The organism is Acidiluteibacter sp. (assembly GCF_055129545.1).
The window spans coordinates 43,235-61,322 of record NZ_JBSRUB010000009.1; the positions used below are offsets into that span (position 1 = coordinate 43,235).

18 protein-coding genes are annotated in these 18,088 nt (G+C 35.1%); 9 read left to right on the forward strand and 9 right to left on the reverse strand.

Features of this window, described 5'->3' with window-relative positions:
- The first annotated feature begins 308 nt into the window (after positions 1-308).
- From rpiB to ACTB0X_RS03885, 7 genes are all read left to right on the forward strand, one after another.
- On the forward strand, positions 309-749 hold the full coding sequence (gene rpiB, locus ACTB0X_RS03855; RefSeq protein WP_463023671.1) for a ribose 5-phosphate isomerase B: 441 nt from the start codon (positions 309-311) through the stop codon (positions 747-749).
- Positions 750-754: 5 nt separating this feature from the next.
- Positions 755-2,266, forward strand: a complete 1,512-nt coding sequence (locus ACTB0X_RS03860; RefSeq protein ID WP_463023672.1) for a M28 family peptidase — start codon at positions 755-757, stop codon at positions 2,264-2,266.
- Between the two features lie 503 nt (positions 2,267-2,769).
- Positions 2,770-3,156 (forward strand): hypothetical protein, encoded by a 387-nt coding sequence (locus ACTB0X_RS03865; protein ID WP_463023673.1) that lies wholly within the window; start codon positions 2,770-2,772, stop codon positions 3,154-3,156.
- Between the two features lie 22 nt (positions 3,157-3,178).
- Positions 3,179-3,766, forward strand: a complete 588-nt coding sequence (locus ACTB0X_RS03870) for a hypothetical protein (protein WP_463023674.1) — start codon at positions 3,179-3,181, stop codon at positions 3,764-3,766.
- A 279-nt stretch (positions 3,767-4,045) separates the two neighbouring features.
- A complete protein-coding gene (locus tag ACTB0X_RS03875) occupies positions 4,046-5,596 on the forward strand; it encodes an SDR family NAD(P)-dependent oxidoreductase (RefSeq protein ID WP_463023675.1) in 1,551 nt (516 codons plus the stop codon).
- A 223-nt stretch (positions 5,597-5,819) separates the two neighbouring features.
- Positions 5,820-7,127 (forward strand): MBOAT family O-acyltransferase, encoded by a 1,308-nt coding sequence (locus ACTB0X_RS03880; protein WP_463023676.1) that lies wholly within the window; start codon positions 5,820-5,822, stop codon positions 7,125-7,127.
- Positions 7,128-7,135: 8 nt separating this feature from the next.
- A complete protein-coding gene (locus tag ACTB0X_RS03885; RefSeq protein ID WP_463023677.1) occupies positions 7,136-8,089 on the forward strand; it encodes a hypothetical protein in 954 nt (317 codons plus the stop codon).
- Here the strand turns inward: ACTB0X_RS03885 and ACTB0X_RS03890 are convergent.
- From ACTB0X_RS03890 to ACTB0X_RS03930, 9 genes are read right to left on the reverse strand one after another with little or no spacing between them, the layout of a single operon-like run.
- Positions 8,086-9,333, reverse strand: coding sequence for a peroxiredoxin family protein (locus ACTB0X_RS03890; RefSeq protein WP_463023678.1), 1,248 nt, complete (start codon positions 9,331-9,333; stop codon positions 8,086-8,088). The genes ACTB0X_RS03885 and ACTB0X_RS03890 overlap by 4 nt on opposite strands.
- The gene (locus ACTB0X_RS03895; protein ID WP_463023679.1) at positions 9,323-10,150 is read right to left on the reverse strand and encodes a 5'-nucleotidase, lipoprotein e(P4) family; all 828 of its coding nucleotides are present in this window, start codon (positions 10,148-10,150) and stop codon (positions 9,323-9,325) included. The genes ACTB0X_RS03890 and ACTB0X_RS03895 overlap by 11 nt, the downstream gene beginning before the upstream one ends.
- Positions 10,147-10,797 carry a SanA/YdcF family protein gene (locus tag ACTB0X_RS03900; RefSeq protein ID WP_463023680.1) on the reverse strand — a complete coding sequence of 217 codons (651 nt, stop codon included), beginning with the start codon at positions 10,795-10,797 and terminating at the stop codon, positions 10,147-10,149. The genes ACTB0X_RS03895 and ACTB0X_RS03900 overlap by 4 nt, the downstream gene beginning before the upstream one ends.
- On the reverse strand, positions 10,797-11,462 hold the full coding sequence (locus ACTB0X_RS03905; protein ID WP_463023681.1) for a hypothetical protein: 666 nt from the start codon (positions 11,460-11,462) through the stop codon (positions 10,797-10,799). The genes ACTB0X_RS03900 and ACTB0X_RS03905 overlap by 1 nt, the downstream gene beginning before the upstream one ends.
- Positions 11,449-12,063, reverse strand: coding sequence for a DUF502 domain-containing protein (locus tag ACTB0X_RS03910; protein ID WP_463023682.1), 615 nt, complete (start codon positions 12,061-12,063; stop codon positions 11,449-11,451). Before ACTB0X_RS03910 ends, ACTB0X_RS03905 begins: the two co-directional genes overlap by 14 nt.
- A 13-nt stretch (positions 12,064-12,076) precedes the next feature.
- Complete coding sequence (locus tag ACTB0X_RS03915; protein ID WP_463023683.1) at positions 12,077-12,532, reverse strand: heme-binding domain-containing protein; 456 nt, start codon at positions 12,530-12,532, stop codon at positions 12,077-12,079.
- A gap of 19 nt (positions 12,533-12,551) precedes the next feature.
- On the reverse strand, positions 12,552-12,791 hold the full coding sequence (locus ACTB0X_RS03920; protein ID WP_463023684.1) for a rhodanese-like domain-containing protein: 240 nt from the start codon (positions 12,789-12,791) through the stop codon (positions 12,552-12,554).
- 5 nt (positions 12,792-12,796) lie between these two features.
- Positions 12,797-13,960, reverse strand: coding sequence for a serine hydrolase domain-containing protein (locus ACTB0X_RS03925; protein ID WP_463023685.1), 1,164 nt, complete (start codon positions 13,958-13,960; stop codon positions 12,797-12,799).
- Between the two features lie 20 nt (positions 13,961-13,980).
- Positions 13,981-14,991 carry a bifunctional phosphoglucose/phosphomannose isomerase gene (locus tag ACTB0X_RS03930; RefSeq protein ID WP_463023686.1) on the reverse strand — a complete coding sequence of 337 codons (1,011 nt, stop codon included), beginning with the start codon at positions 14,989-14,991 and terminating at the stop codon, positions 13,981-13,983.
- A gap of 101 nt (positions 14,992-15,092) precedes the next feature.
- Between ACTB0X_RS03930 and lysS the strand changes: the two genes are divergently transcribed.
- Entirely contained in the window at positions 15,093-16,826 is a 1,734-nt protein-coding gene (lysS, locus tag ACTB0X_RS03935) for a lysine--tRNA ligase (protein WP_463023687.1), read from the forward strand.
- Between the two features lie 131 nt (positions 16,827-16,957).
- Complete coding sequence (locus ACTB0X_RS03940) at positions 16,958-17,965, forward strand: NAD(P)H-dependent glycerol-3-phosphate dehydrogenase (RefSeq protein ID WP_463023688.1); 1,008 nt, start codon at positions 16,958-16,960, stop codon at positions 17,963-17,965.
- The last annotated feature ends 123 nt before the right edge of the window (positions 17,966-18,088 follow it).

Sequence of the window (18,088 nt, forward strand, 5' to 3'; positions counted from 1 at the left end):
TTGTACAATTGTAATAACAGTTTATTAACATAAACTTTACATTTAACTAATTGAATGTTATTTATATTAAGTTGATATTAACAAGTTATCAAAATTGGTATGTATTGATAACTTCATTACAATATTACTGTTTAAAATAGTTGGTTCAACGTTCATAAGTCGACTTCAAATAATGATAACAAATAGTGGTTTATTAAAAGATTTGTGCAGCTAACAATAAAATTAACTAAAGCAACTTTACTTTTGCTTTTTTATTCAACTTTATAAACGGTTATCAACACCTAAATTGTCAATAAATAAAATTTGATATGAAAGTAAGCAAAATGGCCATTGGCGGGGATCATGCAGGTTATCAATTAAAAAATACACTTTTAAAGTTATTGCAAAATAAAGGAATTGAAGTTGAAGACTTCGGTCCTTTCTCAGAAGAAAGCTGTGATTATGCAGATATTGCTCATCCTCTGTCTGAAGCAGTAGAATCAAAAAAAGTAGAACTAGGCATCCTAATATGTGGAAGTGGAAACGGGATTGCGATTACAGCAAATAAACACCAAGGAATTAGAGCAGCTATCTGTTGGGAAGAAGAGTTGGCAGCATTGGCTCGTCAGCACAATGACGCCAATATATTGGTACTTCCTGCCAGATTTATCGATGAAAACGAAGCTGTAAAATGTGTAGATAAATTTATAACTGTAGATTTTGAAGGCGGAAGACATTTAAGAAGAATAGAAAAAATACCTGTAAAATAGGAGTTATGAGAATTAAAATAACAGCACTACTTTGTTTAGTAAGTGGATTTGTAATAGGACAAACCCAAGACAGTTTAGCATTGAAGTATGCCAATACAATTACTGCAAATGAAATGAGCAAGCACCTTCATGTGTTAGCTTCAGATGCGTATCAAGGAAGAGAAACTGGAAAAGAAGGTCAGAAAATGGCCATGGAGTATTTAGTAAATTATTTTAAAGAAACTGGATTTAAACCAGTTGCTGACTATAATTATATACAGCAATATCCTTTAGTGGAACAAATGGCTGATGGCATTAGTTTGACTATTAATAACAAGAAATATCAATTTTTTGAAGATTTTTTCTCTTTCCCTTCTATCACTCCTTCAGTTAATTTTAATACCGAAATCGTTTTTGGTGGTTTTGGAATTACAGATGGAAAGTGGGATGATTACAAAAATATTGATGTCACAAATAAAATTGTGTTGTTATTTGATGGAAGTCCCAAAAAAGGGAAGTTAGAAAAAGAGTGGACAATCAAAGACAAAATTGAATTGGCTAAAAAGAAGGGGGCAAGGGCTATTTTTGTAACCGTTGACGATTATGATACTTATGCCAAACGTTACGATCATTACATAAAAAGGGCTAAAATGGATCTAAAATCTAATATGGAAGAAGAAGGATTTGTGCCTATATATCGAGTGAATGATAAAATTAAAAATGAGATTTTATCGACCAATGGGGTAAAAGAGAAAAAATATCTGAAAGGAAAAACTATCAAGCAAAAACAATTTGCAGAAGCTACCTTGGCCATTGAAAAGGAAACAAATGAGTTTTTTGGAGAGAATGTATTGGCCTACATAGAAGGTACTGAGAAGCCTGATGAAGTTGTTGTTGTAACGGCACATTATGACCACATAGGGGCTGAAGGTGAAGTTGTATTTAACGGAGCGGATGACGATGGAAGTGGAACCGTAGCGTTAATGGAATTGGCACAAGCATTTAAAATGGCTTCTGATCAAGGAAATGGCCCCAAAAGAAGCATCCTTTTTATGCCAGTTTCTGGTGAAGAAAAGGGGTTGTTAGGTTCAGAGTATTATTCAAAAAATCCGGTGTTTCCATTGGAACAAACAGTGGCCAATTTGAATGTGGATATGATTGGTAGATTAGATAAAGCACACGAGGGAAATTCTAATTTTGTGTATTTAATTGGTTCTGATAAATTGAGTTCTGATTTACATCAGATCAGTGAAAATGCTAATGAAACCTATACTAAATTAGAGTTGGACTATACCTTCAATGACGAGAATGATCCCAATCGTTTTTATTACCGATCAGATCATTATAACTTTGCAAAGAATGGAATTCCAGTTATTTTTTACTTTTGTGGAGTACACGAAGATTACCACAAGGAAACGGATACAGTTGAAAAAATTCAATTTGATAAAATGGAAGTAATTACCAAATTAATCTTTCATACAGCTTGGGATTTGGCCAATAGAAATGAACGCATCATTGTGGATAACGATAAGAAATAAGATGAATTAATTTTAATGGTAAAGAGCTGCAGTGATGTAGCTCTTTTTTGTTTAATACAATTAAATAATTTTCATTCAGTAGCTTATAAAATACTTTTTTTTAAAGCAGCGTAATATCTATCAATCATTTTGCGTTTGAGTCAGCATATTATAGGAAATTTATTTCATAAGAACTTTTGATAATTTATGGCGCAGGGTTGCAAACACCTGCGGAACGGCGTTTCATTATACCGATACGTTAGTAAAAGGACTGTTATTTTTAATACAAATACTTTAGATAAGTAAATTTTATGCAGAATGTTCCGCAGGTGTTTGCAACCCTGCGGAAATTAGAAATATAAATTTGTTCCCTTATATTATTTAACTTTAGGCATCAAGCAAGGTATAAAACATACTATTAAAGAGAATAAGTTGGTAGAAAAAATATTCCGCAGGGTTGCAAACCACTGCGGAGCATCCTGCTTAAAAGAACATCCTGCTAAACTGTAAATTAGAAAATATTTATGAAAGAAAATTTACCACTTGATGATTCAGAGATATTTACAATAGGAACTCAGCTGATTTTTGATAGAGTTTTCAAAAGATTAGGTTATAGATATACATTCTTGAATAATGGACCATACATCGTAGTCCAATTTCAATCAATAGCACTGAATCAAACCGTTGAAATTATATATGATTTTATACGTTCGGATAGGCCATATTATCAAGTTTACTTAATAATTAAAAAACAGGGTTTATTGTTTAGAAAGCAAAAAGAGATTGAAGCTTTAGAATACTTCGATAAAAAGGAGGAACCGAAGTCTATAGAATCAACATTGGTATTGATAGAAGAATTATTTTGTCAATACCTTATGCCGGTAGTTAAAGGGGAAAAATGGATTAGTTAATTTATACAATAAATCAAAAATTATGAAGACTAAGATCTATGTTGTAATTATTTATTTCTCTTTGTTTTTAATTTCAGCGTGTTGTGAAAAAACCAACACCTTTAATACTATCGTAAAAAGCATAGATATTGAATTGAAAGAAAGCTACATAAAAATTAATAATAATATAGAGTGTGATTTAATACTTAATGATTCTATTGTCAGTGTAGCCTATAATTTCAATCAGCTAAATATGGGCAGTAGTTTATACGCTTATGATTGTGATAAGGAGGATAGGTATATCCCTCAAGAAGAAATTACAGATATTAAGATTTTTACGTTAACAGAGTTCTCTGATCAATATCTTCGAAATAATTACATCACTGACTTGTTTACTGTTCGTTTTTTCAATTGGAAAACTCAACAAATTGAAACAATTTCTATTTCTCAATTTCTTTCAGTGGTAGGTAGTAGAGATTCTAAAACAGCTAAACTGGCTGATATTTCAAATTCGACTTTCATATTGTCCGGAAGACCTACTAATTCTAAAAAACAAAAGTTGAAGTTTGAAGTTGAATTTTCAAATAGTTCCATTTTAACAGCCGAAACTGATTCCATAACCTTTGAATAATTCATCCCTTTAATCATTCTTAAAATTCACATTTAGTTTTGTGTATTACCGATACAACAATAAAATGTCGCAGATTTTGCTTCGGTTGTGTTATTTTAAATTTTTGTCTGCTCAGCTTGTCCCGAATTCTAAACGGGATTTTCTAGTAGTTCGGCATTTACCATTTTTATGTCGGCAAGCATGACAGAAACTATTGAATAATCTATAAATTTTATAGTTTGCGGCATTTCAACGTATAAATGGTATAATTTTGCCCCTTCAATTGATTTTAAAATTTTCATGGAGAAGCAAGGCGAAGACCATTTGAGTAAAGCAGACATTGATAAATGCATTGCTATTTTGCAGCAATTGAATGTGAACAGTGGCCTTTTTGTAGAATTGTCTGAAGAGCAGAGAGTCGACTTAATGAAAGCGGCTGGAAAATTATCCCGTCCTACGAAGGATGAGTTAAATAAACGCCGAAAGGATACTAAGAAGGCGGCGAAGCGGAAGCAATTGGAACGAGATCGTCATTCCAGGAACAAAACAGGCATTAGAAGTGCTCGTGAAGCCACGGTTTTTATTGCACCTAAATTGTTGCCAGAATTAGAATTAAAATCAGCCGAAAGCTTAAAACTAAAATCCCCTCGGAATTGCTATGTCTGCAAAACCATGTACGACACTTTGCACCACTTTTACGATACCATGTGTCCGGAATGCGGTGATTTTAATTATGCCAAACGTTTCCAAACGGCAGACTTAACAGATCAAGTGGCAGTAGTTACTGGCTCTCGATTAAAGATTGGTTATCACATTACAATAATGATGCTTCGAGCAGGAGCCACAGTGGTAGCCACTACACGATTTCCGGTAGATTCAGCCGAGCGATTTGCCAAAGAAGAAGATTTTGAGAAATGGGGACACCGTCTCCACATACACGGTTTGGATTTACGTCACATTCCGAGTGTAGAATTGTTTTGCAACTACATCGAACATAAATACAATCGATTAGATATTCTAATTAATAATGCGGCTCAAACTGTAAGACGACCATCTGGTTTTTACAAACACTTGATGCAAGCTGAAGAAACCCCTTTCGAACAATTAACGGCTAATGTTCAAGACTTATTGAGAGATCACCAATTTTGTATTGATGAATTAGGCAATCACGAAGAGAAAGTAGCCCAAAGCCAAGCCAATAATACGCTTTCAGTGAGTTGGCATGCACCAGATATAGGAATTGGACTAAAGTCGTCGGCTCAGCTGTCTCAAATTCCATACAGTTTTGACAACACTACTGCACCTGAAGAAATTTTTCCGGTTGGTAAACTAGATGCAGACCTACAGCAAGTGGATTTGAGAAAAACCAACAGTTGGAGATTGCGATTGGGAGAAATTGAAACACCAGAAATGATAGAAGTTCAGTTGGTAAATGCTGTTGCTCCTTTTGTGCTGTGCAACCGTTTGTCCAACTTAATGAAGAAGGAAAATACTGGCATCAAGCACATCATTAATGTATCGGCAATGGAAGGTAAATTCCACCGTTTTCACAAAGAAGATCGGCATCCACATACCAATATGGCTAAAGCCGCATTGAACATGATGACGCATACTTCAGCAGCGAGTTTTGCCAAAGACGGAATATACATGAATGCAGTAGATACCGGTTGGGTAACGGATGAAGACCCTGTTGAACTGTCAAAACACAAAGAAGATGTGCATGATTTTCAACCTCCATTAGACATTGTAGATGGAGCAGCAAGAGTGATGGATCCATTGTTTGACGGCATCAATACGGGCAAACACTGGTGTGGTAAATTCTTAAAAGATTATATGCCGATTGATTGGTGATGAATAGATGTTTCAATTCAGTATATTAGCCCCAATAAAAAATTAATTTGTGCTTTTTAACTCATTAGCATTTGCGTTGTTCCTTCCAGTAGTCTTCGTGCTCTATTGGTTTGTATTTAATAAAAGCGTTAGGAACCAAAACATCTTGGTCCTTATCGCCAGCTATTATTTCTATGGTTCATGGGATTGGCGTTTTTTGTCATTGATTTTTTTAAGTTCTATTTTGGACTACATTGTTGGTCAAAAAATTTATAACTCAGACGACGATAAAAAGCGGAAACGACTGCTCATCGTCAGCATTGTTTTCAATCTCGGAATGTTGGGTTTTTTCAAGTATTACAACTTTTTCGTCGACTCATTTATTGCACTGTTTTCTTCCGCAGGAATTCAATTAACCAAAGGCACCTTAGAAGTTTTATTGCCTGTCGGAATTAGCTTTTACACCTTTCAAACGTTAAGTTATACGATTGATATTTACCGTAAAAAATTAGTACCAACAAAAGACCCTGTCGCCTTTTTCGCCTTCGTTGCCTTTTTCCCTCAGTTGGTAGCAGGGCCTATTGAACGAGCGATAGATTTATTGCCACAATTTCATAGAGAACGAAAATTCGATTACAAAGAAGCCACAGCAGGATTGCGAAAAATTCTTTGGGGCTTATTCAAAAAAGTGGTCGTAGCAGATAATATTGCTCGATATGTAGCCATTGTTTACAGTTCTCCAGAAGATTACTATGGACTATCAGTTATATTGGCCATGGTGTTATTTACCATCCAAGTCTACTGTGATTTTTCTGGCTATTCCGATACAGCGATTGGAGTAGCTCAATTGTTTAATTTTAAACTTGCAGTCAACTTTAGGACACCTTTACAATCTCAATCCATGAAGGAGTTTTGGTCACGTTGGCACATTACGTTATCCACATGGTTTAGAGATTACCTATACATTCCATTAGGTGGAAATAGAGGAACAAAGGCCAGGTGGTTTTCGAACCTATTCATTACTTTTTTGATTAGTGGGTTATGGCATGGCGCCAGCTGGGCTTTCGTTATTTGGGGTGCTTTAAATGGGGTTTACTTGATTGTGGAAGTCTTAGTAAAATCATTCTTTGAGAAATTCAATAAAGCAGTTGGCTTAATGAAGTTCCCTCGATTATTAACAGGACTTAAAGTTTTTATCACCTTTAATTTGTTTGCCTTTTCACTCCTTATATTTAGAGCAGAATCCGGTGAAGATGCATTGGTGTTAATTCAACACCTATTGGTGAATATTGGAGAGCAAATCAGTAGTTTCAGTAATTTTAAAGAGGTAATCAAAGAGATTTTTGTGAATAGCCGATCACTGATTTATCTGTTGATGTCAATTGGCATTTTAGCCATAGTAGATTTTACAATTGGGAAAAGAAGCTTTGAAGATTTTATTTACAAAATTCCTCGACCGGTGAGGTTTGGAATTTATTTTTTCCTAATTGGGTGGTTCCTCATTTTTGGAGCTTTTGAGAATCCACAAGAATTTGTGTATTTCCAATTTTAGTGATTGATATGAAGAAATTTATAAAGTACATAGCATTGTTTTCTCTGCCTTTTATGGCATTGTTTATTGCTTTATTGGTCTCTCCATATTCTAAAAAATATGGCTATCATTTCCGTAAAAATGTAGACTGCAATACCTCTTGGATTTATTACCGACTGTATGAAAATGCAGCTCCAATAGATGTGGCTTTTATAGGGACTTCTCACACTGGTTGCAGCATCAACGATTCTTTGATAGAGCGGACTATAAAATCTAAATATGGACGGATATTAAAGACCTCCAACATGTCATACTGCACCAATGGTAGAAACATTCAGCTTCCACTATTAAATGACATTATAAGCACCAAAACACCAAAATTAGTGGTTATCGAAGTGATGGAAATGGAGAGCAAGAGGTCTCATCAAGACTTTGCATACATTGCTGATTACAAGACGGTATTGTCTTCTTTTTCACCGCATAACTTTTCTTTTTTTTCAGAGATAGGAGCATTGGCAAAAAGTCGATTTTCATTTTTACGAGATCGGTTTATCTATAAAGAAGAGATGGAAGCGCCTAAAAATTACAAGAGCGATTTCATGTATCAGCCATTTGATTTTGATGCTGATTCAATGGATTTAGTGCAACATAAGGCGTATAAAATGAAAAAGATGGCAAAAGGAATCTCTAATTTCACACAATTCCAATTGCAATACCCCAAGGAGTATTTAATTCAAATGGTAGATCGATTGAATGAAGAGCAAATCCCTTTTGTTTTCTTGTACATTCCTCCATACGGATTGGAAATAGAGAAGCCATTACACTATGATTTTCTAACCCAATATGGAGAGGTGTGGTTACCGCCGGCGAGTATATTTGAAAATCAAAAACACTGGGTAGATGGTGAGCACCTTAACTACAATGGTTCAAAAGCTTTGAGTAACTGGTTGGTGGATCAGATTAATCAGGAAGTAAAAAACTAACCTTCATCCAAAAGGCTCACTATTTTAGCTCTTGTTTCTTTCACATACTCTTCATAATAATTCCCTGTTCCTGGACCATAAAATCCGGTGTGGATAGAAACAATTTCCCCTTTCTTATTGATTGTAATCGCTGTGGGATATGACATTACGTGATTCAACATGGGTAACTTTTCTTCAGCTTTATCTTCTCTTGTTTCTCCTGCCAATAAAATCTCATAAGGCAATTGCAACTTACTTTGCATCCGATTCAAGTTCTCTAAGGACTTTTCTTTGGTTTTAGCGCGTTCAAATGCCAAAGCAACAATCTCCAAACCTTGTGAATGGTATTCGTTGTAAAACTGCTTAAAAAGCACCGATTCGTCCATACAGTTCGGACACCAGCTCCCCATTATTTGCACTAAAACAACTTTATTTTGGAATTGCTGATCACTCAAGCTCACTTTTTCCCCTTTCAAGTTTTCGAAACTAAAATCAAAATCACCAAATCCATCTTTAATAAAAGTCAGTGAATCAGGGTTTTTTAGAGTAGCAGATGGGTTTGAGGTACCAGAAAATGATTCATGAAAATGGGTACCTGAATAAAAAGTGCCATCCATTATGCTGTCTTCCAATGCCGCTACAAAAAGAAAAGCATGTGCTCCATCAAAGGTGGAAAGGTACAATGACTCACCTATAATTTGTCCTTCAAGGTAACGGTAATCACCTGTTTCTGTTGCAAACGACCCACTTACTTGGTCGCCATTTTGTTGGAATAAGCCAATGGCTTTGTATTCATCTTCAGTTTCGGCACTAAAGGTGATTTCGTATTTTTCCGCCAACTGAAAAGTTGTTTTGGCAGCAGGTCTGAATCGGTATGATTTTCCCAAGACGAACTTTACATCAACTGTATAGTCATCTGCTTTGTAATAATTGAACCATTTTCCTGTCAACAAACTGTCGTCAACAATCTTCAATTTAAATTCTGAATCGAAAATTGCCGTTTTAATAAATACGGAATCATTAACCACAGTCACATCGTCTGTCTCTATGGTTTCTTCACCATTTTTTAAAGTGAATAAATAGAATCCTCCGCTTTTAGTGATGGTAGAATTAAATGGCATAATCACTCCTTCTTGCAGGGTCATTTCACCTCTCCATTCTCCTCCTTTTAATTCAGGCGTTACTAGGGATTCTTCTTTTTGCTGACACCCAATTAGCACAGTTATAAATAATCCTAAACCTATTCTTATTAGTTTATTTTCCAATGCTATAAATGTTAAGTGCATTCATTCTATTGCTGTCTTTTTGAGCATTGGTTTTACTGTAATCGTAATTGTACAATGCTCCTTCCCATTCGCCGTACATTGGATTAGGAAGTATGATCAGTTTATCGCCAAATAATGGTCTAAAGTTGGCTACATTTTTCTTACGTTCGATAACAGTTGCTTTATCAAAAACACCATTAAAATCACCTAAATTGTCTCCAAAAAGTAAGACTACTTCGTACTTATCTGAAACTATTTGTCGTCGTTCGTCTTTACTAGAAGTGGTTGATTTGAGGAAGAAATTTTCCTTGGCAATTGTGTCAATCCCGCGATCTATAATGTTTTGATAGGTGTCGTTCAACTCTTCCTCCATTCGGTTGGAAATGAAAACAACTTCAACTCCTTTGCTTTTGGCATATTGTATAAACTCCAATGCCCCTGGAACTAAATCAGCACTCTGAATTGCTGTCCACTCCATCCACGTTTTTTTGCTGTAACTTGTTTGATTGGCAATTAAGGTGGCATTGTAAGATGAGTTATCCAACACTGTTTCATCAATATCCATCACAACAGCCAATGGCTTTTCCGTCTTCTTATTTTCTGCTAGAATCTCATCTATTCTTCGTTCGCCAATATTGTATGCTTGAAAACAAAGTGCTTCATATTCAGCTGAATGTTGTTGCCACAATACAGCACCTGTAGAATATTCTGTTGGATTTTTTTCAATGATTACTGTTTCTATTTGTTCTACTTTAGGTTGACAACTCGACAAAGCAAGAATAGAAACAGAAAGAACTGGAAATAGGATTTTTTTCATGATTGAATTTCAATTTTCTCACCCAAAAATTTAGGTTTGGTGTTTAATAAATAGATATCTAAAAGCACTTTTACTCGTGCAAACTTTTCTCTTAATTGGGTTTTAAAACCACTGTAATCGGACACATCTTTTGCATTATAGCCAATCACGTCCATGCCGTTTTTGCGCCCTATAAAAATGGCTCTTTCATTGTGGAATAGTTGAGAAATGACAATTAACTCATTCTGTCCAAAGACCTCTTTGGCACGAATCATAGAGTCGAAAGTACGGAATCCGGCATAATCCAATACGATTCGGTCTTCTGGAATTCCACGCTTCATTAATTCTTTTTTAATGGTAATGGGTTCATTGTATTGCTTGGTGGCATTGTCTCCACTTACTAAAATGTATTCTATTCTTCCACTGTAAAACAACTTACACGCAGCATCAATTCTGTAGCTAAAATAAAGGTTTCTTGTGCCATTTGTAATGTACTTACTTGTACCCAACAACAAACCAACTTTTTTATGCGGAATCATTAAAACAGAATCATATAACAATCCATTATTTGAATTACTTATGTAGCTATCTGCCGCGATTGCAACGTATAAAATTAGTGAGTATACCACTAACAAATAGGCTAAAAAAGTGGTCAGCCAGTTGTTCATTATCGAATACTATTTAATTCAGTTTGTGCAGACCTTACAGCTTCCTCGCTTTTAATAATTGCGGCATCAACATTTTCTTGATCAGCTATATTTTCCTTTAATTTTAACTCAGCTTCCTCAATAGATTCTTTCCACTTTTTCAGGTTCTTTTCTAATTTTTCTTTTTCTCTTACCAACTGACGCTTTCTATTGGACAGCTCGCGATTCTCCTTTTCTTTAGTCTGAAGCTTATTGTTGGTTCTTTTTCTCGAGTGTTCAAAGGCAAAGTTTCGAATAAAGCTTTTTGCTCCATCAGCATTTGTACCCATAGGGTCGATGTAATCAGTTCCAATTTCAAACGCCACTATAATTTTTGAAACAGAATCGTTTAGTTCATACGTTCTGAAATAAATACTTTGTGGAGTAGATCCCAATAAAGGAACCATCGTATTGGTGGAGATTATTTCTCGCTTACTTTTTTTGACTTTTCCATCGTAATCATTCATTAAACTTTTCCAAGCTTTTTCAATTTCAGAGGCAGAGGAATTATAAACTCTAGTTTCAAAGGTTTTATTGGTCACTCCAACCACTTCACTTGAAGCGATTACTTCAACTTTATTTTGCGCATTTGCAACAAAAGTGGATAGACTTAGAAAAAATAAAAGAGAGAGCTTATGAATTTTCATGGTGTTCTGTGTTTTCTACGGAAGTGACTCCTCCCGAAATAATTAATTTCATGATGTCAGCCGACTTCGCATTTAATGGAGTCACCGCTGTTTTAGGAACTATGACTACTTCTCCAGAAACAGCGTAAGAAAAAGGCAAATAAACCACCACTTTCTCATCACTCAATCCTAGATCTGAAACATCGTCTTTGGTTACAAATCCCATTCGTTCAATCAAAGGATCTTTTTGAATCATCACCAATACAGGTTTACTAAACTGTTTCTTGCTTCCTACAAAGGCACTCATCAAATCCTTAATCGAAGTGTAGATTAACTTAATTAAAGGTGTTCGCATGACTGCTCGCTCAAAGGGACGAAGCAGGGCAGATAAATAAGTAGAAAAAAGATATCCTATTAACGTGATAAACGCGAGAATAAAAAGCAAGCCCAAACCCGGAATGTCAATAGGAATGATATTGTCAATCATTAAAATTGACTGAACTACAATATAAACGGTAATGGCAATGGGCATTAAATAAAATAGCCCTTGTAAAAAGTACTTAATGAGTTGCTTGAATCCTTTGTCTTCTTTGTAAGGTTCAAGTCCATTACTCGTATCCATGTTTTATTTTTAATTAGTTGACTTTATATTGTTGTCTTTGTGATTGAAACCAAATCATTAAAAGATTCTTTTGCTCATCTGTTAACTTTGCTTCAGAATGAGTGTAAGTGTACTCTTCTAAAGGCATTTCTCCTTTTTCCAATTCCTCTACGCACTCTTCTAATTTATGGTCTGCTTTTTTATCTGAATAAGAAGTCCATTTACTAAAGTTTAAATGCTTTCTTCCGTCTTCAATATGATCAGCTAACCACCAAGAAATGGGCGCAATGTTACTATAAAATGGATACTCTGTTTTGTACGAATGGCAGTCATAACAGGTGCTTTCAATCAATAGTTGAATCTGCTCTGTCGCCACATGAGTGGTAAAAAAATCTTCTTCTTCAGTAAACTCTGGCACTGATTTATCAATCGTAAAAAATTGGCAAATCACTAAAATTATTAATAAACCTAACCCTACTTTTTTCAACATAATTCTATTATTTTTAGTTTTAAATTAAATCTGTCCATCCGCCACCATTCTCACAATCAATATCAAGCTGACGTAAGTATTGCATGGCTTGTCCACTTCTGTACCCACTTTTACAACACAAAATTATGGGTTGTTCCATTTGCTTAAATTCTTCAAGCCGCTCAGGAACTTCTTGCAAAGGTATGTTTATGCTTCCTTCTAAATGGCCGCTATTGAATTCTTCAATCGAGCGCACATCTACTACCGTTCTTTTTTCCATTTCTATTATTGAGTTATTCGTTTTGCCATATCAATGTATTTCAATAAATCGACGGGCACATTGTTTACTTTTTCTTCAAATCGCTTTCTACCTAACCTTACAATAACCAGGTCTGCATCTGGAATCGCAACAATATATTGACCCTGAATTCCTCGAGCATAGATTACCTTTTGATTATTGTATGAAGTCATCCATATTTGATAGCCATAATAATCGACTATATTTCCTTTGTCATCAGGGGTGTTAACTGCTGAGGTTGCTTGATTAAGATAGGTTTCGGATAGTACTCTTTTTCCATCTATAACCCCATTGTGCAAAAGCAACTTCCCTATTTTTCCAAAATCTCTAGCATTGCTGTAGAAGCAGCAATATGCTTTCTCTCTTCCGTTTTCAGTATCTAAGTTCCACAAAGCATCATTCTCTGCACCTATCGGTTGCCAAACTCTTTCACTAAAATATTCACTGACCGATTTTCCTGTTGCTTTTTGAATAATAAAGCTCAGTAAAAGGGTATTTCCTCCTTGGTATTTCCAAATTGTTCCTGGAGTTTGTGTCACCTCTTTATTGATGGTTAAATCATATAAATCTTCTCCGTAGTAAGCTTTCGCCATAAAACCAAATGGATCGCCATAACTTTCACCAAAGTCAATTCCTGAATTCATTTGAAGCAATTGCTTAATGGATACTTCTGCTTTTTTACCTGCTTTAAATTCAGGCAGAAAATCGCTTACTTTTTGATTAATGTCTTTGATATAACCGTCATCAATTGCAGCTCCAATTGCCAATCCTATTAAAGATTTGGCTACAGAAAAGGTATTGGTTTTACTCTCGGCATTAAATTGATCCCAATAAGTTTCATGGATGATAGAGTCTTTGTGGAAAACCAAAAATGCAACTGACTTCAATTCGTCATGGAGAGCTAGTTCTTTAGAAGATAATTTTATTGAATTATATTCAGTAGAAGTTGGCCATAAATTGGGTTTACTAGACGCTTTAACTATTCTATTTTCAAAAATGGCATATTCGTCAATGCTTGGACCACCTCGGCCTTTTAGGTAGGTGTTAGAAACAGCTTTTATTAAATGCCCATTTCCTGTAAAAATGGCCAATAAACAAGCCGATGCAATGACAACTGCAACAATTAAAAGAATGCGGATTACCTTTTTCATATAAAGGCAATTTAAGAAAATTAAATTTTAGAAAGAAAAGTCTTTAGTCCTGTAATGACATCTACTTCTACTGCATCAATCTTTTTTATGTCAGCAAGATAGAAAGAAACCCAATCTTCCAAGTGGATGTGATAAATTACATTTTCCAAACGGCTTTTCCCTTTTGATTGAATGTCAATAATGGTGGACGTATATTTACTAAAGATATTTTCTTTGTTGTAGTCCATTCGTTTTTTATTGCGATCATAGTCTATGTCATTTCTCAACAACACAACAGCTAGCTCTTCATCTTTTGTTCTCCATCCTACCAACTCGTTGTGATTCATTTCTGGAATCACATGGTGCCAACACAACATTTTAGAGTTTTCATTGATTTGTTGTCTAAATCGAACAGCAACACCTTCAAATGAAGCATCAGCATAAATAATTGGTATTTTATTGTGTAATTGCTTCGCTATTGATTGTGCTTCTTTCTTGATATGCTCTCCCTCTTTATTTATCAATGAAATAGCTTCAACCAATTCATTTTCTAAATCAGATGGAATAATGTTATAGAATGAAAGAACTTGTAATAATTGTGGAAAAGATAGACCAAATGCTGCTCTTGGCGGAAATCCTGCAGGAATCTGAATGTGATTATACCCTTTTTCGGTTGCAATATCAATGAATTTTCCACCCGAACTAATAATTGCAATTTCAGCTCCTTTTTTGGCAGCTTCAAAATACATCTGAATTGTTTCTTCTGTATTTCCTGAATAGGAGCAACAAATTACTAAAGTTCTCTCATTCACATATGAGGGTATAACGTAATCCTTATTCACTAAAATCGGACAAACGGCTACCTCACTCACCAACTGAGCTACAATAGAGCCACCAATTCCTGATCCTCCAAGACCACAAATAAGTACATTTTGAATATTCTTACCGGTTGGCTTAAATGATTTAGCTTTACCTATTTTTAATGCTTGCTCTAAATGACTAGAAAAGTCAGCGATATGTTGATCCATCATAACGATTTCATTTTGGCTCACAAATTAACGGAAAAAATGCATAGGAGCAATAAGTAGAATACAATGGAATTCTTAATTCTTTGCTAGAATTAATATCTTTGCAAAAAATTTAGCCAATACAGATGCAAAGAGAATTATCAGAACAAGAAATTGTAAGAAGAGATGCGTTAAAAAGAATCAAAGAATTAGGCATAGACCCTTATCCTGCAGATCTTTTCCCTGTCGATGTAACCGCGAAGGAAATTCATGATAATTACGAAAGAGATAAATTGTCTTATAAGAGCATTTGTATTGCAGGGCGATTAATGAGTACTCGTGTAATGGGAAAAGCTTCTTTTTCTGAGATACAAGACTCTTCAGGTAGAATTCAAGTTTACGTTAACCGCGATGAGATTTGCCCAGGTGAGGACAAAACCTTGTACAACGAGGTATATAAAAAATTGTTAGACATTGGTGATATCATTGGCATCAAAGGATATGTTTTTACTACGCAAGTAGGAGAAATTACGGTTCATGCTACTGAGTTGGTATTATTAACAAAATCACTTCGCCCTATTCCGATTGTAAAAACGGATAAGGAAGGAAATATTCACGATGGGTTTAATGATCCTGAGACCAGATACCGTCAGCGATATGTAGATTTAATAGTGAATCCACATGTAAAAGATGCTTTTGTAAAAAGAACTCAGCTGACTAACAGTATGAGGAATTACTTGAATAATAAAGGGTATATGGAAGTTGAAACTCCAATTTTACAACCTTTATATGGTGGAGCTGCTGCTCGACCTTTTAAAACTCATCACAACACATTGGACATGCAATTGTATTTGCGAATTGCAAATGAATTGTATTTGAAAAGACTTATAGTTGGTGGATTTGATGGAGTTTATGAATTCGCAAAAGACTTTAGAAATGAAGGAATGAGTCGTTTTCATAATCCGGAATTTACTCAAATGGAATTGTATGTAGCGTACAAGGATTATGAATGGATGATGGATTTGGTGGAAGAAATGGTTGAGAAAATCGCCATGGACATTCACGGAAAAACAGAAGTACAGGTTGGAAAAAATGTCATTAATTTCCAACGTCCATGGAAACGATTCACCATGTATGGAGCTATAGAGCACTTTACTGGAATTGATGTTTCAGAAATGACAGAAGCGGAAATGTTTGCAACTGCTAAAAAGCTTGGAATTGAAGTGGACGATACCATGGGTAGAGGAAAGCTGATAGATGAGATTTTTGGTGAGATGTGCGAAGGTAAATTGATTCAACCAACTTTTATTACTGATTACCCAGTGGAGATGTCTCCTTTAGCAAAAAAACATAGAAGTAAAGAAGGTTTGGTAGAACGTTTCGAAGCCATTTGTAATGGTAAAGAAATTTGTAACGCTTTCTCTGAATTGAATGATCCGATTGATCAGCGAGCTCGCTTTGAAGAACAAATTGAGTTAGGAAAACGAGGAGATGAAGAAGCCATGGTTCTTGATGAAGACTTCCTAAGAGCGATTGAATATGGAATGCCTCCAACAGCTGGTTTAGGAATTGGTATCGATCGATTGTCTATGATTATGACCAATTCAAACTCCATTCAGGATGTTTTGTTTTTCCCACAAATGCGAGCTCAGAAGAAAGTAAGAGTAGTGGAGTTGGACGATGAAGAGAAAAGTGTTTTGGCTTTTATAAAAGCGAAAGAAAAAGCGGAGATTGGAGCTGTTAAATCAGGATATCAAGAAGCACACGAAATCAGTAATAAGAAGTGGGACAAAGCACTTAAGAAATTGAGAGAAGAGAAATTGATCAACATTGCGAAAAATGATCAAGGAGACGCAATGATCGAATTTATAAATCAGTAGAAGATCAAAATAATTCAAATCGAGACCTAGAAAGTCTCGATTTTTTAATGAGAGGAAATTTTGATACAATTAAATTTCTATCATTTTTTTAGATTCGTTTTAGAATAGCCTTTTAATTATATTTGTTAGATATGGAATTGAAACAACCGAAGAATATCGCTGTAATAGGTGGAGGAAGCTGGGCAACAGCCATTGTAAAAATGCTGTGTAATAATATAGAAGGAAAGGTATTTTGGTGGATGCGAAATGCAGACAAAGCAAACTATATCAATAAATATCATCACAACCCAAGGTATTTATCTTCCATTCAATTTGATAAAGATAAAATTCATGTTAGCAATGATTTAGAAGAAGTTCTTGATTCTTCAGAATGGATTGTGATGGGAACACCAGCAGCTTTTTTAGCCGATGTTTTTGATGGAAAAGGAACTTTAGGATTGGAGAATAAAATTATTTTTTCTGCTATAAAAGGAATTGTTCCTGAATATCACGCCATACCAGCTCGCTATTTTCACAAACAGTTTGGTACTCCATACGAGAATATTGGAATTATTTGTGGGCCTTGTCATGCGGAAGAAGTGGCTTTGGAGCGTCTATCCTACCTAACTTTTGCTTGTCAGACGGAAGAGAATGCGGCTATAATGGCAAGTTTATTCGAATGCAGGTACATTAAGACTTCTACTTCAGATGATTTATTTGGAACTGAATTATCGGCAGTACTTAAAAACGTATACGCAATAGCGGCAGGTATTTGCCATGGTTTGGGCTATGGAGATAACTTTCAAGCAGTACTAATAGCAAATGCCATTCAAGAAATCGAAAAGTTCATTGATGAAGTTAATCCAGTTCATAGAGATGTGAAGTCTTCTGCTTATTTAGGAGATTTATTAGTGACTGCTTATTCTCAATTCTCCAGAAATAGAACTTTTGGAAGTATGGTTGGAAAAGGATATTCTGTAAAGTCGGCTCAGTTTGAAATGAACATGACGGCTGAAGGATATTATGCGGTGAAAAGTATCATTGAAATCAACAAGAAGTTTGAAGTAGAAATTCCAATCGCGGAAGCAGTGTATCGTATTTTATATGAGAAAATTAGCCCAGCCATTGAAATGAGAATATTGACGGATAAGTTGACCTAATTATTTCTATTTCCTTTGCCTATCCTTCGACTAAAGCTTGTGCTGAGTTTATCGAAGTGCTCAGTATGACAAAGGCATGTGTATTCAGAACAAAATAAGCCTAAATATTATTTATCTGAGTGA